Origin of the sequence: Kitasatospora sp. NPDC004745, from assembly GCF_042873275.1 — a bacterium.
Lineage (GTDB): Bacteria > Actinomycetota > Actinomycetes > Streptomycetales > Streptomycetaceae > Kitasatospora.
The window spans coordinates 113,503-135,675 of record NZ_JBIALK010000001.1; the positions used below are offsets into that span (position 1 = coordinate 113,503).

Here is a 22,173-nt window from a genome sequence, read left to right on the forward strand (position 1 = left end):
CCAGACGGATGCCGGACGGGACGAGGGGGAGGTGGTCGGGGTGCGGCGCTGGTTGCCGGGCTTCGTGGCGCTGTCGGCGATCTGGGGCGCGAGCTTCGCGCTGATCAAGGTGGCGGTGGAGGCGGGGGTGCCGCCGGTCTGGGTGGCGTTCTGGCGTTGCGCCCTCGGTGCGGCCACGCTCTGGGCGATCCTCCTGCTGCGCCGCGGGGGCGCCCCGCGCGACCGTGCGCTCTGGGGGCACTCGGCGGTGGTCGCGGTGCTGCTCAACAGCGTGCCGTTCACCCTGTTCTCGTTCGGGGAGACCAGGGTGAGCTCGGTGCTCGCCGGAGTGCTGAACGCGACCACCCCGCTGTTCACACTGCTGTTCGCGGTGCTGGTGGTCCCGCAGGAGCGCCGCCCCGGCGTCCGCCGGCTGTGCGGCCTCGCCGTGGGCTTCGCCGGCGTGCTCACGGTGCTGGGGGTCTGGCGCGGCATCGGCTCCGGCGAGGCCGTCGGCGGCCTGGCCTGTCTGGCCGCGGCCTGCTGCTACGGCGCCGGCTTCGCCTACCTGCGCCGCTTCCTGTCCGGCCGTCCGGAGTCCGTGGTCGCCCTGTCCGCCGTCCAGATCACCTGTGCGACCGTGGAGTCGGCGGTCATCGCGCCGCTCGCCGCGGGCGCCCCGCACTGGCCGGGTGCGGGCGGGGCCGGCGCCCTGCTGGTCCTGGGCGCGGTGGGCACCGGCCTGGCGTACCTGCTCAACCTCGGCCTGGTCCGCACCGCGGGCACCGGGGTGGCCTCGGCCGTCACCTACGTCATGCCGCTGTGGTCGACCGCCCTCGGCGCCGTCCTGCTCGCCGAGCCGGTCGGCTGGAACGCGCTCGCCGGCGGCGCCCTGGTGGTCGCGGCCGTCGCCCTCACCCGCCCGCGTCCGCCCGTCGCCGGCCCGCTCCCGGCAGCGGCCCCGAAGGACCGTCACCCGGTCGGCTAGAGCGACCGGATGAGCGCGGGGGCGCAGCGGCCGGTGGCCGTCCGGGCCGCGCTCTCCCCCGGCCGGTCCCTACCGGCCGGTTCCATGGCATCGCCGCGGGTCCGCGCGGTCGGCAGGGCCGGGTCGGGTCCCGCGGTCGGGTTTCCCCGCCATCCGGCCGGGCTCCGCGGGGGCGGGTCCGGCGCCCGGTCTGACGTTCGGTGTCCGGTGGATTACGGAAAGTCCCCATCGCCCCGCTAGGGTGGCCGCCGTGGTGAGGTCGTGGGATGCGGCGGTGGAGCGGGCGCAGGACCGGCTGGCGGCGGGTCCGCTGCTGCGGGTGGCCGTCGAGGGGGACGAACGGCGGTTCGCACGCTGGGACTTGGCGTCCCTGGTGGAGGGCGAGCTGGGCGAGCGGGTGGATCCGGACGCCCTGGCGCCCGACGCCGAGCGGCGGTGGCGCGAGGCGCTCGGCGAGAGCGGCCGGGAGTGGCCCGGCGGTGAGCTGTACCGGCGCCGCTACTGGGTGCTCGACGGGGGCGGCGCGGTGGCCGGCACGGTGGCCGTCGACAACTGGACCAGGGGGTCGGGCCAGCTCGCCCTCTCCTCCCTCTACCTGCGCCCCGGCGCGCGCGGCCGGGGGCTGGCCGCCGGGGTGCTGGACGAGGTGTACGCGGCGGCCACCGTCGAGGGCCTGCCCGGCTTCCGGCTGGAGGCGCACTGGACCTGGCAGCACGCCGTCCGCTACTACCTGCGCCGCGGGCTCTGGGTGGTCGGCTGGAAGCACTCGCTGACCCTCGCCCGGGTGCCCCGGCTGCCGCGCTACCAGGTGCGGGAGGAGGCCGGCTGGCTGCACCTGCTGGTGTCCGACCGGGTGCGCGGCTGGGTGTCGATGCTCGCCGCCGGCCACGAGGGCGACTGGCTGCGGCTGGACGAGACGCCCGAGTACCGCTCCGCCGACGGCTGGGTGCACGGCTACGCGCGTTCCACGCTGGCACTGCACCTGGCGCTGGCCGGCCGGCCGCTGGTGCGCGGGCCGCAGTGGTGGGCGGAGGCGTGGCGCTGGTCGGACGCGGGGGAGCCGGAGGGCCTGGCATACCGGATCGAGCACGTCGAGCAGTCGGCCCGGGCGGCCGGCCGCCGGGTGGTCAGCCCGTACCGCCCGGCGGTGGCGGCCGCCCGGCTGGCAGACTCGGGGGATGGCTGAGATCGAGATCGACGGCGGGCCCGCCGACCCGGCGCGGCTGGCCGCGCTGGGGTTGCTCAACTACGGGCACTTCACCACCCTGCGCGTGGCGGAGGGCAGGGCCAGGGGGCTGGCGCTGCACCTGGACCGGCTGGTCCGGGACTGCCGGACGCTGTTCGCCGCCGGCCTGGACCGGGCAGCGGTGCGCGAGCGGATCCGGGCGGTGCTGCCCGCCGACGGCGCACCGGTGACGGTCCGGGTGACGGTGTACGACCCGGAGCTCGGCCTGGAGCGCCCGGCCGGCCCGGCCGTGCCCCGGCTGCTGGTCACCACCCGCCCGGCCGCGGCCGCCGTGCCCGCCCCGCTGCGGGTCCGGACGGTGGCCTACCGCCGGGAGCTGCCGCAGGTGAAGCACGTCGGCCTGTTCGGTCTGGTCCACCAGCGGCGCAGCGCCCAACTCGACGGCTTCGACGACGCGTTGCTGGTCGATCCGGACAGCGGCCTGGTGACGGAGGGCGCCACCTGGAACCTCGGTCTGCTGGACGGCCGCCGGCTGGTCTGGCCGCAGGGCCCCAGCCTGCCCGGCGTGACGGCGGCGCTGCTGGCGGGTGCGTACGACGGGCCGCAGTCCCACGAGCCGGTGGACGCCGCCGGGTTGGCCGGGTTCCGGGCCGCGTTCGCGGTGAACGCGGGCGTCGGCGTCCGGCCGGTCGCGGCGATCGACGGCACCGCGCTCGACCCCGGTGACGCCGTCCTGGCCGAGCTGCGCGCCGCCTACGAGGCCGTCCCCGCCGACGAGGTGTGAACGCCGGTGCCCCGGGGCGGGCGGCGGGCGCCCGGGCGGATCGACCGGTGCACGAAGGGCTCGCTCGTACGGGTGACAAACGGCGTCCCGGCAGGCGCAATGGGGTGGCGGTCGAGTCCAAGACCCTTTATCGGCACTGATCGTGATGTCGGATCAGCTACGCTCTCGCCCGCCCCGACCGACCCGCCGAAGCAGAGAGTAGCCCGACATGAGCAGTCCTCCCGCGGCCCCGGCACCCCGCTGGCCGCTGATCCTGCTGCGCATCACCGCGACCACCCTGGCACTCCTGGCGCTGCTCCAGGCCATGCTGGCCGGCAGTTTCCTCAACGGCACCTACGAGTCGCTCAAGGACCACGAGGGCAACGCGATGACGCTCGCCACCGTGGCCGTCCTCCAACTGGCGGCGGCCGCGCTGGTGCGCCGGCCCGGCCGCGGACCGCTCTGGCCGCTGTGGACCACCGCCGTGCTCGTCGTCGCCGTCACCGGCCAGATCACCGCGGGCTACGCGCGGGCGATCGGCGTGCACGTCACGCTGGGCGTCCTGCTGGTCAGCGCCGTCCTGTTCGGCCTGGTCGGCGCCTGGCGGCTGCCGCTGCCCGCCCCGGCCGGCGCGCTGCCCGGGCCGGACGGCAGCGGGCGGCTGCCGCGTCCCGGCGGGCCGGTGGAGGTGTCCAAGTGAACCGCCGCCGGTTCCTCGGCATCGGCGCCTCCGTGCTCGGTGCGGGCGCGCTGGCCGCCGTGGCCGTCCCGTCCGCCGCCCGGCTGTTCGCCGAGGGCCGCCCGGGCCGGCTGCTCACCAGCGAACTCGACCTGCCGGAGGCCTTCCGCGTCCCGCTGCCGGTGCCCGCGGTGCTCCAGCCGGTGCGCAGCGACGCGACCTCCGACTACTACGAGGTCACCCAGCAGGTCGCCCGGCTGGAGATCCTGCCCGGGGTGCGGACCGAGGCCTGGACGTACAACGGCAGCTTCCCCGGGCCGACGGTGGTCACCCGCTCCGGCCGGGCCGCGGTGGTCCGGCACCGCAACGAGCTGCCGGTGCCGTCCGTGCTCCACCTGCACGGCGGGCACACCCCGGCCGACAGCGACGGCTACCCCACCGACCTGCTGCTGCCGGTCGGCTCCACCGGAGCCGCCGCCCAGGGCGCGGCGGGGATGCCGGGAATGGCGGGGATGGAGCACGGCGGCGGACGCAGCGTCACCGGCGAGCGCACCCACACCTATCCGGGCCTCCAGCGCGCCGCCACCCTCTGGTACCACGACCACCGGATGGGCTTCACCGGGCCCGGCGTCTGGCGCGGACTGGCCGGCTTCCACCTCGTCCACGACGACGAGGAGGCCGCCCTGCCGCTGCCACGCGGCGACCGCGACCTCCCGCTGATGCTCGCCGACCGCTCCTTCGCCGCCGACGGCTCCTTCCGGTACCCCTCGACCGACGCCGCGCTGGCGGTGCCCGGCGTCACCGACGACTACATGAACGGCGTCCTGGGGGACGTCATCCTGGTCAACGGCGCCCCCTGGCCCCGGCTCGACGTCGACCGCGCCCGCTACCGGCTGCGGGTGCTCAACGCCTCCAACACGCGCCAGTACCGGCTCGAACTGGACCCGCAGCCCTCCGGGGGCGACGCCCTGGTCCAGATCGGCTCCGACGGCGGCCTGCTGGCCGCCCCGGTCGCCCACGACGCTCTGGAGATCGCCCCCGCCGAGCGCTTCGACCTCGTCGTCGACTTCTCCCGCTACGCCCCCGGCACCCGGGTGCGGCTGCTCAACCGCTTCGGCAGCGGCCGCACCGCGGAGGTGATGTGCTTCGACGTCTCCTCCCGGCAGGTCGCCGACGACTCGACGGTGCCCGACCGGCTCTCCACCGTCGAGGAGCTGGACGCCTCCGCCGCCGTCACCACCCGGGACTTCGCCTTCCGCCGCAGCCGAGGCCTCGGCTGGACCATCAACGGCGACGCGTACCAGCCGGGCCGCGACCTCGCCCGGCCCGCGCTCGGCAGCGTCGAACGGTGGCGCTTCACCAGCGACCTGCACCACCCCGTCCACGTCCACCTGAACCACTTCCAGGTGATCGGCCGCAACGGCGGGGCGCCGGGCGCGTACGACGCGGGCTGGAAGGACACCGTCGACCTGCGTCCGGCCGAGGGGGTCGAGGTACTGGTGCGCTTCACCGACTACGCGGGGACGTACATGCTGCACTGCCACAACCTGGAGCACGAGGACATGGCGATGATGGCGGACTTCACGGTGGGGTGAGCCCGGCTTTCATCCGGACGGCGCAGTGCCGGGGGTGCGTGCGGTGCGGCCCCCGGCACTCCTGCCCTAGCGTCGCGAGAAGGCGCACCTTCGCCTTCCGGCCGACCGAGGAGCCGCGCATGACCACCCCCGCCGAACGCCGCCGCGCCGGCCGGACCGCCCGCCAGCGCGTCTCCCGCTCCGCCCACGGGCGGTGGATCCCCGCGGCGGACCGCCCCGATCCGGTCACCGTGCTCCAGGAGCAGGCGGCCGACCGGGTCGCCCGGCTGCTGCCCATCCGCTACGGGCGGATGGTCGAGACCCCGTTCACCTACCTGCGCGGTGCCGCCGCCGTCATGGCGGCCGACCTCGCCGCCGTCCCGAACACCGAGCTCACCGTGCAACTCTGCGGCGACGCCCACCTGTTGAACTTCGGCGTGTACGCCTCCCCGGAGCGTGCGCTGCTCTTCGACGTCAACGACTTCGACGAGACCTACCCCGGCCCCTTCGAGTGGGACGTCAAACGCCTCGCCGCCAGCGTCGCCGTCGCCGCCCGGGACAACGGGCAGGACGACGAACGGGCCCGCCGCGCCGCCCGCGCCGCCGCCCTCGGTTACGCCACCGCGATGCGCCGGCTCGCCGGGCTCGGCGAACTCGACGTCTGGTACGCCCGGATCGACACCGAGGACCTGCTGCCGCTGCTGCGCACGCCCAAGCAGCGCAAGCGCTTCGAGGCCGGGATCGCCCACGCCCGCCGGCGCACCAGCCTGCAGGCCTTCGAGAAGCTCACCGAGGTGCGGGACGGCCGCCGGCGCATCATCAGCGCGCCGCCCCTGATCGAACCCCTGAAGAAGGACGAACTGCGCGGCGTCGGGCGGGTGTTCAGCGACTACCGGGCCACCCTCGCCGAGGACCGCAGGGTCCTCCTGGACCGCTACCGCTTCGTCGACGCGGCGATGAAGGTCGTCGGCGTCGGCAGCGTCGGCACCCGGTGCTTCATCGTCCTGCTGGAGGGCCGGGACACCCGGGACCCGCTGTTCCTGCAGATCAAGGAGGCCGGCCGGTCGGTGCTGGAGTCCCAGCTGCCGACCACCAGGGTCGACGCCGAGGTCGCCGCCCACCACGGCGGCCGCCGCGTCGTCACCGGCCAGCACCTCATGCAGGCCGCCAGCGACATCTTCCTCGGCTGGACCACCGGCCCGGCCGGCCGCCACTTCTACGGCCGCCAGCTGCGCGACATGAAGGGCTCCGTCGAGGTCGCCGAGATGACCGTGCACGGTCTGCGCGACTACGCGGACCTCTGCGGCCGCACCCTCGCCCGCGCCCACGCCCGCACCGGGGACCGCCTCGCCATCGCCGGGTACCTCGGCGGCGCCGACACCTTCGCCGAGGCGATCGCCGACTTCTCCCTGCAGTACGCCGACCAGACGGCGCTGGACCACGCCCAACTGGTCGCCGCGATCGACGCCGGCCGGGTCAAGGCCACCCGGGGCGTGTGAGGGCGACCGGGCGGGTGGTCCGCCACCCGCCCGGGCGGTTCCGTGCGGCCCCGGCGGCCCCGGCGGACCGGTACAGGCTCCCGGCGGGTCACCGCGGCCCCGGGCCGGTCACCGCGAACCCGGCAGGGTGAGCGCGGCCAGGCGCTCCAGCTGCTCGGCCTGCCCGGCGAGGTCCATGGCGCCCAGCCGGGCGACCACGTGCCGGGCGCCCGCGGCGGCGTACCGGTCGAGGACGGCGGCCACCTCCTCGGGCGTCCCCAGCGCGACGGCCTGGATCCGCTCCACCTCCGCCAGCGGCAGGCCGTAGTTGGCCAGCGCGTAGGCGTCCATCACCTCGCGCGCCGCCGCCGCGTCGCGGTCGATCCGGACGTTGACGAACAGCGCCGGCGTCACCGCCCCCGGGTCCCGCCCCGCCTCCCGGGCGGCCTCCCGCACCGCGCCCAGCCCGGTGGCGTAGGCCCGGGGGTCGGGCGGGTACGGCAGCCAGCCGTCGTAGTCGCGGCCGGTGCGGGCCAGTGCGGCCGGCGTCGCGCCGCCGAGCCACAGCGGCGGCCCGCCCGGGCGGAACGGGGCCGTCGCGGGCGGGAGTTCGGCGAAGTCGTGGAACTCGCCGCGGAACTCCGTCGCCCCGCTCCACAGCGCCCGCCAGAGCGCCACCGTCTCGTCCAGCCGGGCGAACCGCCGCTCCCACGGCACCTGCGACAGCTCGTGCAACGGCCGCCCGAACCGGCCCGGGAAGCCCGCCCCGACCGCGACCGTCAGCCGGCCGCCGGAGAGCAGGTCGACCGAGGCCAGGGTCTGGGCGGCCTGGACGGGGCGGCGCAGCACCGGCAGCAGCGCCCCGGTGCCCAGCCCGATCCGCTCCGTCACCGGGGCGAGGGCCGCCAGCATGGTGAGCGGCTCGATCCGAGGGGTGAGCAGCGAGTCGTTGACGAAGAGCGAGGCGAAGCCGAGCTCCTCGGCCCGGCGGGCGAATCCGATCAGCTCACGAGGGTCTCCGGCGGGCGCCCACTGGGCCTGGCCGGTCGGAAGAAACACACCGATGTCCATGGCCCCGATCCTGCCGACCGCGGAGAATCGGCTCAATTCCCGCCGGGGAATGGCGGTTTCGGCCGTTCCGGGGTTGGCTGGCAGCATGGACTTCCCCCAGGCCCTGCGCGAGCGCCGCACCGACCGCCGCCTCAGCCAGCTGGACCTCGCCACCCGCGCCGGCACCACCCAGCGCCACCTCAGCTTCATCGAGTCCGGCCGTTCCGTCCCCGGGCGGGGCATGGTCGTCCGGCTCGCCGAGTCGCTGGAGCTGCCGCTGCGCGACCGCAACGAGCTGCTGCTGGCCGCCGGCTTCGCCCCCGTCTACCCGGAGACGCCCCTGGACGGGCCGGAGCTGGCCCCGATCCGGGCGGCGATCGACCACATCCTGACCGGCCACCTCCCGTACCCGGCCCTGGTGGTGGACCGGCGCGGCGACGTCGTCGCCGCCAACGCCGCGCTCGACCTGCTCACCGAGGACGCCGACCCCCGGCTCGTCGGCCCGGGCACCAACGCCTACCGGCTCGCCCTCCACCCCGACGGCCTCGCCCCGCGGATCCGCAACTTCCCCACCTGGGCCCGGCACATCCTGGAGCGCACCCGGCACCTGGGCGAGCTGCACGCCGAACTGTCCGGCTACGTCCCGGACCGGGACCCGGGGGAGCAGCACCTGGGCTTCGCCGTCCCCCTGGAGCTGGACACCTCCGCCGGCGAGCTCCACCTGATGACCACCGTCACCACCTTCGCCACCGCCGTGGACGTCACGCTCGCCGAACTCAAGTTGGAGGCCTTCCTGCCCACCGACCCGGCCACCACCGAGGCCCTGCTCAGCGCCCGGGGAACTGGTAGTCCGCGGTGATCCGGCCGTCCGCCCCCACCACCACGAACTCCAGGCCGCCGCCGACCGCCTCCCCGCCCGCGCTCGGCGCCATCTCCCAGCCGAAGGTGACCACGTCCCGCAGCCGCAACGCGTCCTTCCGCGTCCGGAAGGTGAACTCCCCGGGTGCCACGAACTCCTGGTACGCCCGTGTCACCCGCACCTCCAGCTCCGCGTGGCCGCGGGCCTCCAGCACCGGGTCGTCGAAGCCCACCCGGGCCGCCGCCTCCCGCACCTCGACCGGCGGGTGCAGCAGGTGCACGGCCTCCGGTGCCCACAGGGCGGCGATCGCCTCGCGGCGCCGCTGCGGGTCCGCCTCCGTCCACACCGCGGCGTAACGGTCGGCGATGTCCTGCGCGTCGATGCTCATGTCCCTGCCTCCTGGCGTCCGTTCGGTACGACCCCCATGCTCCGGGCCGCCCTGCCGCGGAACAATTCCCGCCGGGGAATGCCCCGGGCCGGCGCGTCGGTGCGCCCGCGGAAATTGCGCTTGCCCTGGTCGGGCGGGTGGCGTTGGCTGGGGCGCATGACCGAACCGCACACCGAACTGCACACCGAACGCCTGCTGATCCGCCGCTGGCGCGAGAGCGACCTCGCGCCGTGGGCCGCGATGAACGCCGACCCCGAGGTCCGCGAGCACCTGGGCGACGTCCTCACCCGCGAGCAGGCCGACGCCTCGGTGGCCCGGTTCGAGGCCGCGACCGAGCGGCGCGGGTACGGCTGGCTCGCCGTCGAGGTGCGGGAGAGCGGCGAGTTCGTGGGCTTCGCCGGCCTGGACGACGTCGACGAGGGCCTGCCGTTCACCGGCGTCGAGATCGGCTGGCGGCTGGCCCGCACCGCGTGGGGCCGCGGCTACGCGACGGAGGCGGCCCGCGCCGTCCTGGCGCACGGCTTCGACACCCTGGGGCTGCCGGAGGTCCTCGCCGTCACCACCGCCACCAACCTCCGCTCCCAGGCCGTCATGCGCCGCCTCGGCATGGTGCACGACCCGGCCGTCGACTTCGACGACCCGGACGCCCCCGAGGGCCCGCTGCGCCCCAACGTGGTCTTCCGCCTCGACCGCGCCGGGTACCGGGCCTGAGCCGGAGACCGGTGCCGGGCGGGAGCGTGACCGGTGCCGGGCCCGAGAACGTGACCGTCACCATGCCTGAGCAGGGCTCCGATCGTCGGCGGCGTGTGCCAGCATGACCTGCATGTTGGCGATCGGGGTGCAGGAGAACGACGGGACGCGGCACCGGAGGGTGGGCGCGGAGGTCCTGGCGCGGCTGGTGCGGCGGATCGGCGCGGACGGGGACCGCTTCCTCGTTGTGCAGCGGATACCGGACCTGCCCGACGTGTACATCCAGGTGTGGCACGCCGAGGGCGGGGACTACGAGCTCGAGCACCGCGACGGCTCCGCCGAGCGACACTTCGGGGTCCGGCTGGACGAACCGGAGGCGGTCGTCGCCGCGATGACGGGCTGGTCCCGCGGCGAGCCCGGCTGGGGCGCGGGCCTGGACTGGCGGCCGCTGGCCACCGGGCCGGCGCCCGAGCCCGTCCCGCCGCTGGACCTGCCGCCGGGGGAGCTGGGGCTGCTGCTGGACCGGCTGCGGCTCACCCTGGCCGGTGGCTACGCGACCCGGGCCGACCTCGCCGAACTCGCCGAGGACTACCTGGTCTCCGGTGACCGCCGGCCGGTGTCCCGGGCCCAGGCCGAGCAGCTGGCCGACCGGCTCTGGCTGGAGCGCGTCGGCGAGCAGACGGGGTGGATCGGCGAGACCGACCCGGAGCGCCTCACCCGGGCCTTCGCGGCCCTGGAGGAGGCCGGCATCACGGCCCGCGAGGACTTCACCTGCTGCCGCACCTGCGCCGACGAGGAGATCGCCGCGGACGGCGCGCCGGACGCCCGCGGCTACGTCTACTTCGACGCCCAGGGCACCGACGCCGCGGCCGCCGGCGAGGGGCTGTCCCTGCACTACGGCGGCTTCGACGCCTCCCCGCTCACCACGACGGCCATCGGTCACGAGGTGGTCGCCGCCCTCACCGAAGCCGGCCTGCAGACGGTCTGGAACGGCGACGCGTCGCGCGTGGTGGAGCTGCGCCCCCTGTTGTGGCGCCGCCGTCTGGTCGGCTGAGCGTCCACCCGGGCCGGCCCGGGGCCGACGCGGGGCCGACGCGGGGCCGCTCCGGGGGCACGCCGCCGGCCGGGGCCGCCGGCGTGCCCGGGGGCGTCAGGGCACCAGGATCCGCAGGGCGCCCGGGGCGACGCTCACGTCGACGGGCAGCGGGGCGATGAACTCGCCGTCGGCGTAGGCGGTGATGCCGGGGGAGTCGATCCGCAGGCCGGTGGTGCGGTGGGTGGTGACCTCGGGGCGGGTGGTGTGGGTGCCCTTGAACAGGGTGGGGAAGAAGCGGGCGATCCGCAGCCGGGGCATGGCGTCGACCAGGGTGACGTCGAGGAGCCCGTCGTCGGGCACGGCGGCGGGGCACATGAGCATGCCGCCGCCGTAGCTGCCGGTGTTGCCGACGGCGGCGAGGGTGAGGTCGCGTTCGATGACGGTGCCGTCGGCGAGGGTGAGGCGGAAGGGCAGCGGCCGGAGGTTGGCGAACTCGGCGAGGATGGCCAGGTTGTAGCGCATCCGCCCGCGCGGCCACCGGAGCCGGTTGGCGCGGTCGCTGACCAGCGAGTCGAAGCCGGTGGCGAGGACGGAGCCGAACCAGCGGGCGGTGCCGTCGCCGGTGGTGATCCGGCCGAGGTCGACGGTCCTGGTCCGGCCCGCGGCGACGACGGCCGCGGCGGCCTCGGGGTCGTCGCGGGGGATGCCGTAGGCGCGGGCGTGGTCGTTGCCGGTGCCGGCGGGTATCACGCCGAGCGGCACCGGGGTGCCGGCGACGGCCTGCAGGGCGAGGTTGATCATCCCGTCGCCGCCGACGGCGACCAGTGCGTCGACGCCGTCGGCGACGGCCTCGCGGGCCAGGCGGCGGGCGTCGTCGGGGTCGCGGCCCTCGTGCCGGTCGACCCGGAGGCCGAGGGCGCTCAGGTGGGCGACGGCCCGCCGGGCGGCGGGTGCGGCGTGGCCGGCGCCCGCCGCCGGGTTGGTGAGAACGGCGACGCGGTGCACGGTTCTCGGGCCGGTCACGGGATCAGCTTGCCGGGGTTGAGGATGCCCGCCGGGTCGAGTTCGGCCTTGACGGCGCGCAGGATGCGCACGCCGAGGTCGCCGATCTCGTCGGTCATCCAGGGCCGGTGGTCGGCGCCGACGGCGTGGTGGTGGGTGATGGTGCCCCCGGCGGCGACGATGGCGTCGCCGGCGGCCCGCTTGGCGGCGGCCCACTGCGTGAGCGGGTCCTCGCCGAGGGCGGCGACGACGGTGAAGTAGAGCGAGGCGCCGGTCGGGTAGACGTGCGAGATGTGGCAGAGCACGAGGGCGCCCGGCAGGGCGCCGGTGAGCGCCTCGGTGACGGCGGCCCGCAGCTGCGGCAGCCGGCTCCAGTCGGTGGCGGTCTCCAGGGTCTCGCACAGCGCGCCGGCGCCGAGCAGGGAGTCCCGCAGGTAGGGGGCGTTGAACCGGCCGTGCTCCCAGGCGCGGGCGGGCTGCTCACCGAGGGAGGTGGCGCCGACGGCGAGCAGGGCGTCGCGGGTGAGCCGGTGGCGGGTGGCGACCTGGTCCTCGGTGCCCTCGAAGACGGTGACGGCGAGGCAGCCGGTGACGGCGGGGGCACCGCCGATCTGCTCGGTCATGGCGAGGTTGACCATGGTCTCGGCCTCGTCGGAGAGCCGGATGACGGTCGGGCCGGTGCCCTGCTGCTCGACGGCGCGCAGCGCGGCGGTGCCGGTGGCGAAGTCGGGCAGGCTCCAGGCCTCGTAGGCCTTGGCGGCGGGCAGCGGGTGGACGCGCAGGCGGACGGCGGTGATGACGCCGAGGGTGCCCTCGGAGCCGAGGAAGAGCTCGCGCAGGTCGGGGCCGGCGGCGGAGGCGGGGGCGCGGCCGAGGTCGAGGACGCCGACGGGGGTGACGACGCGCAGGCCGCGGACCATCTCGTCGAACCGCCCGTACCCGGCGGAGTCCTGGCCGGAGGAGCGGGTGGCGGCGAAGCCGCCGATGGTGGCGTAGCGGAAGCTCTGCGGGTAGTGGCCGAGCTCGTAGCCGCGTTCGGCGAGCAGGGCCTCGGCGGCGGGGCCGGTGAGGCCGGCGCCGAGGACGGCCTCGCCGGAGGTCTCGTCGAGGTCGAGGAGCCGGTCGAGGCGGCGCAGGTCGAGGGAGACGACGGCGCCGTGGCCGCCGCGCTCGGGGTCGAGGCCGCCGACGACGCTGGTGCCGCCGCCGAAGGGGACGACGGCGAGGCGGCGTTCGGCGCAGAGCGCGAGGACGGCGGCGATCTCGTCCTCGCCGCCGGGCAGCACGACGGCGTCGGGCGCGTCCTGCGGCTCGCGGCTGCGGCGGCGCAGCAGGTCGGGGGTGGACTTGCCGCCGGCGCGCGGGAGCCGGTCGGCGTCGGCGGCGCTGACGTGGTCCTCACCGACGGCGTCGGCGAGGGCCTTGAGGTCGTCCGGGGTGATCCGGGAGGGGCGCAGGAGGACCTCGTCGGCGGCCGGTCCGGGGGTGGCGTCGCCGGTGACGCCGAGGGCGGCGGCGAGCAGCCCCTTGATGTCCGCGGACAGCTCCTTGGCGAGGGCCGGGTCGCCCCAGGCGTCCCACTTCATCGGGGGGAGCGGAAGTGCGGCGCCGGCCGGTCCCGCTTGCGTCTCAGGTGCCATGCGTTACAGTTTCACACATCATGTCAAGTAGTAACGCCGACTCCCCGAGCACCGGGCGGCCCCCCGGGGCGGCCCGGGCACCCCGCGCCGCCGCCGAGCCCGTCGCCGCCGAGCCCGTCGCCGCTCCGCCCGCCGCCGCGGCACCCCGCAGCACCGACGACGTGATCCTGGACGCCGCCGCCGACCTGGTCGTCCATTTCGGCGTGCGCCGCACGCAGCTCGCGGAGATCGCGCGCCGCGCCGGGGTCAGCCGGCCGACGGTCTACCGCCGCTGGCCCGACGTCCGGGCGGTGATCGGCGCCCTGCTCACCCGGGAGATCGCGGCCACCCGGGAGGGCGTCGCCCTGGCGGCCGGGGGCGACGGCGCCCCGATCGACCGGGAGGCCTTCGTCGACGGGGTGGTCGAGGTCGCCGTCCGGCTGCGGGACCACCCGCTGCTCGGTGCGCTGCTGCACTCGGCCGACTCCGACCTGCTCCTCGAGTACGTCGTCGAACGGCTCGGCACCAGCCAGCGCGGCCTGCTGGAGGCGCTGCGCTCCGGCATCGAGCAGGGCCAGCGGCACGGTTCGGTCCGGGCCGGGGAGCCGGTCGAACTGGCCGCGATGGTCCTGCTGATCGCCCAGTCCACCGTCCAGTCGCACCGCATGGTCGCCTCCCTGCTGCCCGAGGCGGCCTGGCGGCGCGAACTGGCCAGAGCGCTGAACGGATACCTCGCGCCATGACCTCGACGTCCGCCGGGCCCTTCGCCGGTTCCGGTCAACTCAACGCGGCCCGCCGGCGGGTGGAGCTGGAGGCCCTCGCCGAGGGCCCGTCCGTCGACCTGCTGGTCATCGGCGGCGGCGTGACCGGCGCCGGCGTCGCCCTGGACGCGGCCTCGCGCGGGCTGCGCACGGTGCTGGTGGAGTCCCGCGACCTGGCCTTCGGGACGAGTCGCTGGAGCTCCAAGCTGGTGCACGGCGGCCTGCGCTACCTGGCCTCCGGCCGGATCGGGGTGGCCCGGGAGAGCGCGGTGGAGCGGGGCGTGCTGATGACCCGCACCGCCCCGCACCTGATCCGCGCGCTGCCCCAGCTGGTGCCGCTGCTGCCGGGGCTGCTGCGCCCCGGGCAGGCCTCGCTGATCCGGCTGGGCTTCCACGCCGGGGACGCGCTGCGGCTGAGCGCGGGCACCCCGGGCGCGCTGCTGCCGAGGGTGCGGCGGATCGACGCGGCCCGGACGCGGCGGCTGGTGCCGGGCGTGCGTTCCGCGGGCCTGGCCGGCGCACTGGTCGCGCACGACGGCCAGCTGGTCGACGACGCGCGGCTGGTGGTGGCACTGGCGCGCACCGCCGCGCAGTACGGCGCGAGCGTGCTGACCAGGGTGCGGGCCGAGTCGGTGACGGGCACCTCGGCCCGGCTCGTCGACACGCTGAGCGGGCAGTCGCTGACGGTGCGGGCGGGCGCGGTGGTCAACGCCACCGGCGTCTGGGCGGGCGAGGTGGACACCTCGATCCGGCTGCGGCCCAGCCGGGGCACCCACGTCCTGGTGGACGCCGCGGCGCTCGGGCACCCGACCGCCGCGCTGACCGTGCCGGTGCCCGGCTCCACCAGCCGGTTCGTCTTCGCCCTGCCGCAGCAGCTCGGCCGGGTGGCGATCGGGCTGACGGACGAGGACGCGCCGGGCCCGATCCCGGACGAGCCGGTGCCCACCGAGGGGGAGATCGCCTTCCTGCTCGACACCGTCAACACGGCCCTCAGCACCGCGCTGACCGCCACGGACGTCCGCGGCGCCTACGCGGGGCTGCGGCCGCTGATCGACACCGGCGGCGGCAGCACGGCCGACATCTCCCGCGAGCACGCGGTGCTGGAGTCGCCGTCCGGGGTGGTCACCGTGGTCGGCGGCAAGCTCACCACCTACCGGCGGATGGCCGAGGACGCGGTGGACACCGCCGTGCGCCTGCGCGGCCTGCCGGCCCGGGCGTGCTGGACGGCCCGCCTGCCGCTGGTCGGCGCCCCGGCGCACCGGGACAGCCGGCCGGCCCCGCAGGGCGCGCCCGCCTCCCTGCTGGCCCGGCACGGCGGCGCGGCCGGGGAGGTGCTGGCCGCCGGGGAGGTCCGGCCGATCGCCGAGGGCGTGGACGTGACCCGCGCCGAGGTCGCGTACGCGGTCACCCACGAGGGTGCGCTGGACGCCGCGGACGTACTGGACCGCCGCACCCGGATCGGCCTGGTCGCGGCGGACGCCGAACGGGCCCGCCCGGCCGTCGAGGAGATCCTCGGGGACCGCCGGCCGTCCTGAGCCCGGGCGTCCCGAGGCGCGGCCCCCCGGGGGGGCCGGGGGCGGGGTGTCAGCGCGCCGTGCGGTCCGCCATCGGGTGTTCGGCCCCGGCCAGCTCCAGCACGCAGGCCAGCGGGTGTTCGGTGGTGCCCGTGCGGTCCAGGCGGACGGCGAGCTGCAGCGGCGGCTCCTCGGCGGTGCGGACGGCCAGCGTCAGCGGGTAGACGCCGTGCCCGTGCACCCGGTGGAAGGCGTACTCCCGGCCGTCCACCAGCAGTTCGGTCTCGGTGATCCAGCCGGAGCGGACGTTGACGGTGACGGAGTGTCCGGCCCGGTCGAGGTGGAAGCTGTACCGCTGGCGCATGGGAACCTCCCGCGAGGGGGTTGCGGTGGGGGCCGCCGGGGGAGCAGCCTTGGTCCCGGTGTGCCGCCACGGTCAGTGTAGGTCGGCGGTCGGTGCCGGGCGCCCCGGCGCCGGGCGGCCGGCGGACGGCCCGGCGACCCTGAGGAATGCCGGGGGCGGAGCCCGACCGCAGGTGGATCCCCGTGATCTCTACAGTGTTGTAGATTCGTCCGCAGGGAGAGATCCGAGGAGGGCATTGTGGGAGTTTCGCTGGCCAAGGGCGGCAACGTCTCGCTGAGCAAGGAGGCGCCCGGTCTGAGCGCCGTGATCGTGGGGCTCGGCTGGGACGTGCGCACCACCACCGGGGCCGACTACGACCTGGACGCCAGCGCGCTGCTCTGCGGCGCCCTCGGCAAGGTCATCTCGGACCAGCACTTCGTCTTCTTCAACAACCTGCGCAGCCCGGACGGTTCGGTCGAGCACAGCGGCGACAACCTGACCGGTGGCGGCGACGGCGACGACGAGCAGATCAAGGTCGACCTGGACAAGGTGCCGGCCGACGTGGCCAAGGTGGTCTTCCCGGTGTCCATCTACGACGCCGACACCCGGCTGCAGAGCTTCGGGCAGGTCCGCAACGCGTTCATCCGGGTCGTCAACCAGGCCAACGGCCAGGAGATCGCCCGCTACGACCTGAGCGAGGACGCCTCCACCGAGACCGCGATGGTCTTCGGCGAGCTGTACCGCAACGGCGCCGAGTGGAAGTTCCGCGCCATCGGCCAGGGCTACGCCTCGGGCCTGCGCGGGATCGCGACCGACTACGGCGTCAACGTCTGACCGGTGCCGTCGCTCTGACGGCGTCACGACGGCCGCGTCCCTCCGGGGCGCGGCCGTCGTGCTGCGCGCGGGCGGCGGTCCGGCGCGGGGCCCCGCCGTCACCCCCGCGGCGCCGCCCGGTCGAGGGCCTGGCCGCCGAACCCGGAGCCGCCGGTGAGCTGCCCCCGCCACCAGGCGTCCATCGCCGGCCCGTCCATGGCCGCCCAGTCCGGCGCCGCGCCGACCTGGGCCCGCCCGAGTCGCCGCCCGAGGTCGACCAGCTCCCGGCCGGCCGGGGCCCGTTCGCGGTCGTACGCCGCCAGCAGGCCGGACCAGGAGCCCGCCGGCCGGTCGCCGGCCGGGTGTCCGACGGCCCGCCCGGCCTGCTCGAAGGCGTGCGCGTCCTGCAGGGCCTTCACGGCGCCGCTGGTGTTGTGCGGGCGCACCACGGTGGCGGCGTCGCCGCCGAGGAGCAGCCGGTCGGCGGCCAGGCACGGGGCCGCCATGTCGTAGACGGGCTGCAGGAAGGTCCGGTCGCGCGGGGTGAGGGTGACCACGTCGGACCAGTAGGGCGGCAGCCGTTCCTCGGCGAGTGCCCGGAGCCCGTCGAGCTGTCCGTCGGTGAGACTGCCGGCCGGGATGCTGGTGGGGCCGTCGAGCCGCAGCCAGGCCGGGGTGGGCGCGTAGAAGACCCAGTTGACCTGGGTGGTGCCGGGGGTGAGTCCGGGGATGCGGTAGAGCACGACCTGGCCGCCGGGGTAGCAAACGGTGGCGCACTCGTCCTCCGGCCAGGCCCCGGCGCCGCCGGGCAGTTCGGCGAGGCGTGCGGCGTCGTAGCTGCCGCGCCAGCAGACGTACCCGGCGTACTCGGGAAGGGCCTCGGGGCAGAGCGCGGCGCGCACGGCGGAGCGGTAGCCGTCGGCGCCGATCACCAGGTCGTAGTGCTCGCGGGTGCCGTCGGGGTGGCTGGTCCAGGCGCCGTCCGGGCCGCCGCCGACGGCGGTGACGGTGGTGCCGAGCCGGTACTCGACGGTCGCGGGGGTGCGCTCGCGCAGCGCCTGCCAGAGCACCGCCCAGTGGTGGGAGTGGAAGGGCATGGGCTGGGCCCAGAGCGCGCGTCCGCGGCCGTCCGGGCCGCCGCCGCCCGGGGAGGGGTCGCGGGTGACCCAGCGGCGGACGGTGAGGCGGTGGCGCCGGACGTCCCGGCCGAGGTGTCCGGCGCGGACGAGTTCGTCGAGGCGGTCGTCGTGGATGCAGATGCCCACGCCGCGGTCCTCGAGCCGGCCGGGGCTGCGCTCCAGGACCACGATCCGTTCGGCGCCGAGCCGGGCGGCGGCCCCGGCGAAGGCGCTTCCGGCGATGCTGCCGCCGACCACGGCTATCGAGCCACCTCGCATGGCCGCCCCTCCCGCGTGCCGCACTGCCTGCAAGTCGATAAGACCATACGCCCGCCCGGGGAGGGTGTCGGGGCGAACCGGCGGATTGCGGCCGGGGGCGCGCGCCCCCGCCGGGACCCTTATGCAACTAGTTGCATAAGGGTCCCGGCGTCCCCTACCCTGCGGTAACAACCGAGCCCCGCCGCCCCCAGGAGACGTCGATGAGCGCGTCCACGAGCACGCCGACGAGCAGCACCCCCGGCAGCAGCCGCTACCCGCACCTGCTCAGCCCGCTCGACCTCGGCTTCACCACCCTGCCCAACCGCGTGATCATGGGCTCCATGCACGTCGGCCTGGAGGAGGCCCCCGGCGGCTACGAGCGGATGGCCGCGTTCTACGCCGAGCGCGCCCGCGGCGGCGTCGGCCTGATCGTCACCGGCGGCATCGCCCCCAACGAGGCCGGGCGCCCCTGGGGCGGCGGCGCGATGCTCACCACCGAGGAGGAGGCCGACCGCCACCGCGTCGTCACCGACGCCGTGCACGCCGCCGGTGGCCGGATCGCCCTGCAGATCCTGCACTTCGGCCGCTACGCCTACCACCCCGACCTGGTCGCCCCCAGCGCGCTCCAGGCCCCGATCAGCCCCTTCGTCCCCAACGAGCTCACCACCGAGCAGGTCGAGCAGACCGTCGAGGACTTCGTCCGCTGCGCCGAACTCGCCCGCCGCGCCGGGTACGACGGCGTCGAGATCATGGGCTCCGAGGGCTACCTGGTCAACGAGTTCGTCGTCGCCGCCACCAACCGGCGCGAGGACGAGTGGGGCGGCCCCTACGAGCGCCGGATGCGCTTCCCGGTCGAGATCGTCCGCCGGGTCCGCGAGCGGGTCGGCGAGGACTTCATCATCGTCTACCGCCTCTCCATGCTCGACCTGGTGCCCGGCGGCTCCACCTTCGACGAGGTCGTCCAGCTCGCCCAGGCCGTCGAGGCCGCCGGGGCGACGATCATCAACACCGGCATCGGCTGGCACGAGGCCCGCATCCCCACCATCGCCACCTCGGTGCCGCGCGGCGCGTTCGCCTGGGTGACGAAGAAGGTGATGGGCAAGGTCGGCATCCCGCTGGTCACCACCAACCGCATCAACACCCCGGAGATCGCCGAGCGTCTGCTCGCCGAGGGCAGCGCCGACCTGGTCTCGCTCGCCCGCCCGCTGCTCGCCGACGCCGACTTCGTCGCCAAGGCGCAGGACGACCGCGCCGAGGCCATCAACACCTGCATCGGCTGCAACCAGGCCTGCCTGGACCACACCTTCAGCGGCCTGATCACCTCCTGTCTGGTCAACCCGCGGGCCTGCCACGAGACCGAGCTCGTGCTCGGCCCGACGAAGGTGCGCAAGCGGATCGGCGTGGTCGGGGCCGGCCCGGCCGGGCTCTCCTGCGCCGTCGCCGCCGCCGAACGCGGCCACGACGTCACGCTGTTCGACGCCGCCGGGGCCGTCGGCGGGCAGCTGGACGTCGCCCGGCGGATCCCCGGCAAGGAGGAGTTCGACGAGACGCTGCGCTACTACCGCACCCGGCTCGCCGAGCTGGCCGTCACGCTGCGCCTGGGCGCGACCGTCACCGCCGAACAGCTCGCCGCCGAGGGCTTCGACGAGCTCGTCCTCGCCACCGGCGTCACGCCGCGCACGCCCGCCGACATCCCCGGCATCGACCACCCCAGTGTGGTCGGCTACCTCGACGTGCTGCGCGACGGCGCGCCCGTCGGCGAGCGGGTCGCGATCCTCGGCGCGGGCGGCATCGGCTTCGACGTGGCCGAGTTCCTCACCGACCAGGGGGACCAGGCCAGCCTCAACCCGCCGGTGTTCCAGGCGAAGTGGGGCATCGACCCGGAGTACCGGGAGCGCGGCGGACTGCGCCGCCCCGAGCGGCCGGTGCCGCCGCGCAGCGTCCACCTGCTGCAGCGCAAGACCGGCAAGGTCGGTGCCGGGCTCGGCAAGACCACCGGCTGGATCCACCGCACCGAGCTCAAGCACCGCGGCGTCACCATGGTCGCCGGCGCGACGTACGACCTGATCGACGACGCCGGTCTGCACGTCACCGTGGACGGCGAGCGGCAGCTGCTGCCCGTGGACACCGTGGTGCTCTGCACCGGCCAGGAGCCGCGCCGCGACCTCTACGACGCGCTGCGGGAGCGGGGCCTGGAGGTGCACCTGATCGGTGGCGCCGACGTCGCCGCCGAACTGGACGCCAAGCGGGCCATCAAGCAGGGCACCGAGCTGGCCGCCGCGCTCTGAGCCGGGCGGGCGGCGGGGCGGGCGGCGGGGCGGCGGGTCGGCCGGTCGGGCCGGGCCGGGCCGACCAGCCGCACCCGCCGTGCCGTCCACCGGGCCCGATCCACCCGCTCCGCCTGCGCCGCCCGTGCCGTCCGCGCAGGTGGCCGGGGCCCCGGGGGCGGGCGGACGGCCCCCGGGATCCGCCTAGGATCGGCGGCATGTCGCTGCCGCACGCCATCCTCACCGCCCTGCTGGAGAAGCCGTCCTCGGGGCTGGAGCTGACCAGGCGCTTCGACAAGTCGATCGGCTTCTTCTGGCCCGCCACCCACCAGCAGATCTACCGGGAGCTGGCCCGGCTGGAGGCCTCCGGGTGGATCCGGGTGCTGCGGCCGGAGGGCCCGGCACGCGGCCAGCGCAAGGAGTACGAGGTGCTGCCCGGCGGCCGGGCCGAACTGGCCCGCTGGACGGCCGAGGGCGCCGGGCCACGGGCCGTCCGGGAGCCGCTGCTGCTGCGGCTGCGCGCGGCCGCGGTGGTCGGCACGGACGGCCTGGCGGCCGAGCTGGAGCGCCATCTGGCGTTGCACCGCACGCAGTTGGACGACTACCTGGCGATCGAGCGGCGCGACTTCCCGGCCGGGGCGGGCGGCCGGGACGCGGTGGTGCCGGGCGCCGGCGACGCCGAGGGTGCGACGGACGGGATCGGGGACGTCGGTCACCGGCTCCAGCACGCCGTGCTGCGGGCCGGGATCGGGCTGGAGACCTTCTGGGTGGAGTGGCTCACGGAGACCCTGCGGACCCTTCAGGCCCCGCCCGCCGACCTGGTCTGACCTGCGCGGACGTCCTCCCGCCGCGCCCGCCCCCGCCCCCGGTGGGACACTGGACGCCTGTCCCTGCCCGACCCTCGATCGGGGGCCAGCATGTCGCATCCGAGGACTCTCCACGCCCTGACCGCCGCCGTCGTCGTCGCGGCGGTCACGCTGGGCCCGGCGCACCTCGCCGCGGCCGCCGCACCGGCCGCGTCCGCCGCCGCACCGGCGGTGCCCGCTGCCGCGCGGGCCGTGCCCGCGCAGGACCTGCCCTCCGTCGACCAGCTCAGGTCGGCCCTGCTCACGGCCGCCGACCTCGGCCCCGACTACACCGAGGCGCCCTCCTCCGAGAGCCCCGGGCCGGAGGAGAACCCGACCCCGGTCAGCGGCTGCGACGCGCTCAGCGCGCTGATCAACATGCGCACCGGCCAGAACGGCCCCGCGACCCCGCACGCCGAGGTCGAGCTGGACGGGCCGGACGGCAACCCGATGGTGACGCAGTCCCTCACCGCGGAGGACCCGGCCAAGCTCACCAGCGACTTCAACACCGTCTCCGACGCCCTGAAGTCCTGTCACAGCATCACCTTCAACGCGGGCACCGAGGACACGGTGACCTTCACCGTCAGCCCCGTCGCCCTCGGCGACCGCCAGGACGCCCCGGCCGTCCGCCTCGACGGCACGCTGGCCGGCGTCCAGCTGAACGCCTTCGTCGGCATCGAGCGCTTCGGGGACGTCGGGATGGCCTTCGGGTTCTTCCAGCGCCAGGGCGCCGACTCCCAGCTCGCCTCCCTGCAGTACCGCACGGCGGTCGCCAAGGTCGAGCGCACCCTCGGGGTCGCCGCCGGCAGCACCGCCCCGGCCACCGCCTCCCCGACGGGCAGCGTGGTCTGATCCCGGACGGGTGGTCCGACCCCGACGGACGGGCGGGCCCCCCCCCGCCCCGGGGGGGGGGGGGGCGCCCCGGCGGGGGGGGGGGGGGGGGCGCGGGGGGGGGCCCCCCCC

Annotated in this window: 21 protein-coding genes; 15 read left to right on the top strand and 6 right to left on the bottom strand. The window is 76.1% G+C overall.

Annotation, left to right across the window (positions count from 1 at the left end; genetic code table 11):
- The first annotated feature begins 40 nt into the window (after positions 1-40).
- The 6 genes from ACFYUY_RS00315 to ACFYUY_RS00340 all read left to right on the top strand — a co-directional run bounded on the left by ACFYUY_RS00315 (position 41) and on the right by ACFYUY_RS00340 (position 6,668).
- Entirely contained in the window at positions 41-967 is a 927-nt protein-coding gene (locus ACFYUY_RS00315) for a DMT family transporter (protein ID WP_387896724.1), read from the top strand.
- Between the two features lie 250 nt (positions 968-1,217).
- Complete coding sequence (locus ACFYUY_RS00320; RefSeq protein ID WP_387896726.1) at positions 1,218-2,153, top strand: GNAT family N-acetyltransferase; 936 nt, start codon at positions 1,218-1,220, stop codon at positions 2,151-2,153.
- Positions 2,146-2,937 carry an aminotransferase class IV gene (locus tag ACFYUY_RS00325; RefSeq protein ID WP_387896728.1) on the top strand — a complete coding sequence of 264 codons (792 nt, stop codon included), beginning with the start codon at positions 2,146-2,148 and terminating at the stop codon, positions 2,935-2,937. The genes ACFYUY_RS00320 and ACFYUY_RS00325 overlap by 8 nt, the downstream gene beginning before the upstream one ends.
- A gap of 208 nt (positions 2,938-3,145) precedes the next feature.
- Positions 3,146-3,616: a hypothetical protein gene (locus tag ACFYUY_RS00330; protein WP_360204894.1), complete on the top strand. Its 471-nt coding sequence runs from the start codon at positions 3,146-3,148 to the stop codon at positions 3,614-3,616.
- Positions 3,613-5,190 (top strand): multicopper oxidase family protein, encoded by a 1,578-nt coding sequence (locus tag ACFYUY_RS00335; RefSeq protein WP_387896729.1) that lies wholly within the window; start codon positions 3,613-3,615, stop codon positions 5,188-5,190. Before ACFYUY_RS00330 ends, ACFYUY_RS00335 begins: the two co-directional genes overlap by 4 nt.
- Before the next feature lie 119 nt (positions 5,191-5,309).
- The gene (locus ACFYUY_RS00340; RefSeq protein WP_360204899.1) at positions 5,310-6,668 is read left to right on the top strand and encodes a DUF2252 domain-containing protein; all 1,359 of its coding nucleotides are present in this window, start codon (positions 5,310-5,312) and stop codon (positions 6,666-6,668) included.
- Positions 6,669-6,776: 108 nt separating this feature from the next.
- Here ACFYUY_RS00340 and ACFYUY_RS00345 read toward each other — a convergent pair whose 3' ends face one another.
- Positions 6,777-7,718 carry an LLM class flavin-dependent oxidoreductase gene (locus ACFYUY_RS00345; protein WP_360204901.1) on the bottom strand — a complete coding sequence of 314 codons (942 nt, stop codon included), beginning with the start codon at positions 7,716-7,718 and terminating at the stop codon, positions 6,777-6,779.
- A gap of 85 nt (positions 7,719-7,803) precedes the next feature.
- Between ACFYUY_RS00345 and ACFYUY_RS00350 the strand changes: the two genes are divergently transcribed.
- The gene (locus tag ACFYUY_RS00350) at positions 7,804-8,556 is read left to right on the top strand and encodes a helix-turn-helix domain-containing protein (protein WP_387896731.1); all 753 of its coding nucleotides are present in this window, start codon (positions 7,804-7,806) and stop codon (positions 8,554-8,556) included.
- Here the strand turns inward: ACFYUY_RS00350 and ACFYUY_RS00355 are convergent.
- Entirely contained in the window at positions 8,525-8,944 is a 420-nt protein-coding gene (locus ACFYUY_RS00355; RefSeq protein ID WP_387896732.1) for a hypothetical protein, read from the bottom strand. The genes ACFYUY_RS00350 and ACFYUY_RS00355 overlap by 32 nt on opposite strands.
- Before the next feature lie 156 nt (positions 8,945-9,100).
- Here ACFYUY_RS00355 and ACFYUY_RS00360 point away from each other — a divergent pair, with 156 nt between their 5' ends.
- Both ACFYUY_RS00360 and ACFYUY_RS00365 read left to right on the top strand, forming a co-directional pair.
- A complete protein-coding gene (locus ACFYUY_RS00360; protein ID WP_360204910.1) occupies positions 9,101-9,655 on the top strand; it encodes a GNAT family N-acetyltransferase in 555 nt (184 codons plus the stop codon).
- A gap of 112 nt (positions 9,656-9,767) precedes the next feature.
- Positions 9,768-10,688, top strand: a complete 921-nt coding sequence (locus tag ACFYUY_RS00365; RefSeq protein ID WP_387896734.1) for a DUF6891 domain-containing protein — start codon at positions 9,768-9,770, stop codon at positions 10,686-10,688.
- A 96-nt stretch (positions 10,689-10,784) separates the two neighbouring features.
- Here ACFYUY_RS00365 and ACFYUY_RS00370 read toward each other — a convergent pair whose 3' ends face one another.
- Positions 10,785-11,693 (bottom strand): diacylglycerol kinase, encoded by a 909-nt coding sequence (locus ACFYUY_RS00370; protein ID WP_360204916.1) that lies wholly within the window; start codon positions 11,691-11,693, stop codon positions 10,785-10,787.
- Positions 11,690-13,258, bottom strand: coding sequence for an FAD-binding oxidoreductase (locus ACFYUY_RS00375; RefSeq protein WP_387896736.1), 1,569 nt, complete (start codon positions 13,256-13,258; stop codon positions 11,690-11,692). Before ACFYUY_RS00375 ends, ACFYUY_RS00370 begins: the two co-directional genes overlap by 4 nt.
- A 74-nt stretch (positions 13,259-13,332) precedes the next feature.
- Between ACFYUY_RS00375 and ACFYUY_RS00380 the strand changes: the two genes are divergently transcribed.
- Complete coding sequence (locus tag ACFYUY_RS00380) at positions 13,333-14,034, top strand: TetR/AcrR family transcriptional regulator (RefSeq protein ID WP_387896738.1); 702 nt, start codon at positions 13,333-13,335, stop codon at positions 14,032-14,034.
- Positions 14,031-15,587 (top strand): glycerol-3-phosphate dehydrogenase/oxidase, encoded by a 1,557-nt coding sequence (locus ACFYUY_RS00385; protein WP_387896740.1) that lies wholly within the window; start codon positions 14,031-14,033, stop codon positions 15,585-15,587. The genes ACFYUY_RS00380 and ACFYUY_RS00385 overlap by 4 nt, the downstream gene beginning before the upstream one ends.
- A 49-nt stretch (positions 15,588-15,636) precedes the next feature.
- Here the strand turns inward: ACFYUY_RS00385 and ACFYUY_RS00390 are convergent, their stop codons facing one another.
- Positions 15,637-15,930, bottom strand: coding sequence for a hypothetical protein (locus ACFYUY_RS00390; RefSeq protein WP_360204925.1), 294 nt, complete (start codon positions 15,928-15,930; stop codon positions 15,637-15,639).
- A gap of 237 nt (positions 15,931-16,167) precedes the next feature.
- Between ACFYUY_RS00390 and ACFYUY_RS00395 the strand changes: the two genes are divergently transcribed.
- Positions 16,168-16,743 carry a TerD family protein gene (locus tag ACFYUY_RS00395; protein WP_360204928.1) on the top strand — a complete coding sequence of 192 codons (576 nt, stop codon included), beginning with the start codon at positions 16,168-16,170 and terminating at the stop codon, positions 16,741-16,743.
- A 98-nt stretch (positions 16,744-16,841) separates the two neighbouring features.
- Here the strand turns inward: ACFYUY_RS00395 and ACFYUY_RS00400 are convergent, their stop codons facing one another.
- Complete coding sequence (locus ACFYUY_RS00400) at positions 16,842-18,119, bottom strand: monooxygenase (protein WP_387896742.1); 1,278 nt, start codon at positions 18,117-18,119, stop codon at positions 16,842-16,844.
- A 200-nt stretch (positions 18,120-18,319) separates the two neighbouring features.
- Here ACFYUY_RS00400 and ACFYUY_RS00405 point away from each other — a divergent pair, with 200 nt between their 5' ends.
- The 3 genes from ACFYUY_RS00405 (at position 18,320) to ACFYUY_RS00415 (ending at position 22,062) form a co-directional block, all read left to right on the top strand.
- On the top strand, positions 18,320-20,386 hold the full coding sequence (locus tag ACFYUY_RS00405) for an NADPH-dependent 2,4-dienoyl-CoA reductase (RefSeq protein ID WP_360204934.1): 2,067 nt from the start codon (positions 18,320-18,322) through the stop codon (positions 20,384-20,386).
- Between the two features lie 197 nt (positions 20,387-20,583).
- Positions 20,584-21,192, top strand: coding sequence for a PadR family transcriptional regulator (locus ACFYUY_RS00410; RefSeq protein WP_387896744.1), 609 nt, complete (start codon positions 20,584-20,586; stop codon positions 21,190-21,192).
- 90 nt (positions 21,193-21,282) lie between these two features.
- Positions 21,283-22,062, top strand: a complete 780-nt coding sequence (locus ACFYUY_RS00415; protein ID WP_387896746.1) for a hypothetical protein — start codon at positions 21,283-21,285, stop codon at positions 22,060-22,062.
- Positions 22,063-22,173: the final 111 nt, after the last annotated feature.

Bases quoted from the DNA above. Each gene is read 5' to 3' on its own strand.
- ACFYUY_RS00345 (WP_360204901.1), bottom strand. From the start codon at position 7,718: ATGGACATCGGTGTGTTTCTTCCGACCGGCCAGGCCCAGTGGGCGCCC.
- ACFYUY_RS00375 (WP_387896736.1), bottom strand. From the start codon at position 13,258: ATGAAGTGGGACGCCTGGGGCGACCCGGCCCTCGCCAAGGAGCTGTCC.
- ACFYUY_RS00400 (WP_387896742.1), bottom strand. From the start codon at position 18,119: ATGCGAGGTGGCTCGATAGCCGTGGTCGGCGGCAGCATCGCCGGAAGC.
- ACFYUY_RS00365 (WP_387896734.1), top strand. From the start codon at position 9,768: ATGTTGGCGATCGGGGTGCAGGAGAACGACGGGACGCGGCACCGGAGG.
- ACFYUY_RS00405 (WP_360204934.1), top strand. From the start codon at position 18,320: ATGAGCGCGTCCACGAGCACGCCGACGAGCAGCACCCCCGGCAGCAGC.
- ACFYUY_RS00415 (WP_387896746.1), top strand. From the start codon at position 21,283: ATGTCGCATCCGAGGACTCTCCACGCCCTGACCGCCGCCGTCGTCGTC.
- ACFYUY_RS00350 (WP_387896731.1), top strand. From the start codon at position 7,804: ATGGACTTCCCCCAGGCCCTGCGCGAGCGCCGCACCGACCGCCGCCTC.
- ACFYUY_RS00410 (WP_387896744.1), top strand. From the start codon at position 20,584: ATGTCGCTGCCGCACGCCATCCTCACCGCCCTGCTGGAGAAGCCGTCC.
- ACFYUY_RS00390 (WP_360204925.1), bottom strand. From the start codon at position 15,930: ATGCGCCAGCGGTACAGCTTCCACCTCGACCGGGCCGGACACTCCGTC.
- ACFYUY_RS00330 (WP_360204894.1), top strand. From the start codon at position 3,146: ATGAGCAGTCCTCCCGCGGCCCCGGCACCCCGCTGGCCGCTGATCCTG.
- ACFYUY_RS00325 (WP_387896728.1), top strand. From the start codon at position 2,146: ATGGCTGAGATCGAGATCGACGGCGGGCCCGCCGACCCGGCGCGGCTG.
- ACFYUY_RS00355 (WP_387896732.1), bottom strand. From the start codon at position 8,944: ATGAGCATCGACGCGCAGGACATCGCCGACCGTTACGCCGCGGTGTGG.
- ACFYUY_RS00385 (WP_387896740.1), top strand. From the start codon at position 14,031: ATGACCTCGACGTCCGCCGGGCCCTTCGCCGGTTCCGGTCAACTCAAC.
- ACFYUY_RS00380 (WP_387896738.1), top strand. From the start codon at position 13,333: ATGTCAAGTAGTAACGCCGACTCCCCGAGCACCGGGCGGCCCCCCGGG.
- ACFYUY_RS00360 (WP_360204910.1), top strand. From the start codon at position 9,101: ATGACCGAACCGCACACCGAACTGCACACCGAACGCCTGCTGATCCGC.
- ACFYUY_RS00340 (WP_360204899.1), top strand. From the start codon at position 5,310: ATGACCACCCCCGCCGAACGCCGCCGCGCCGGCCGGACCGCCCGCCAG.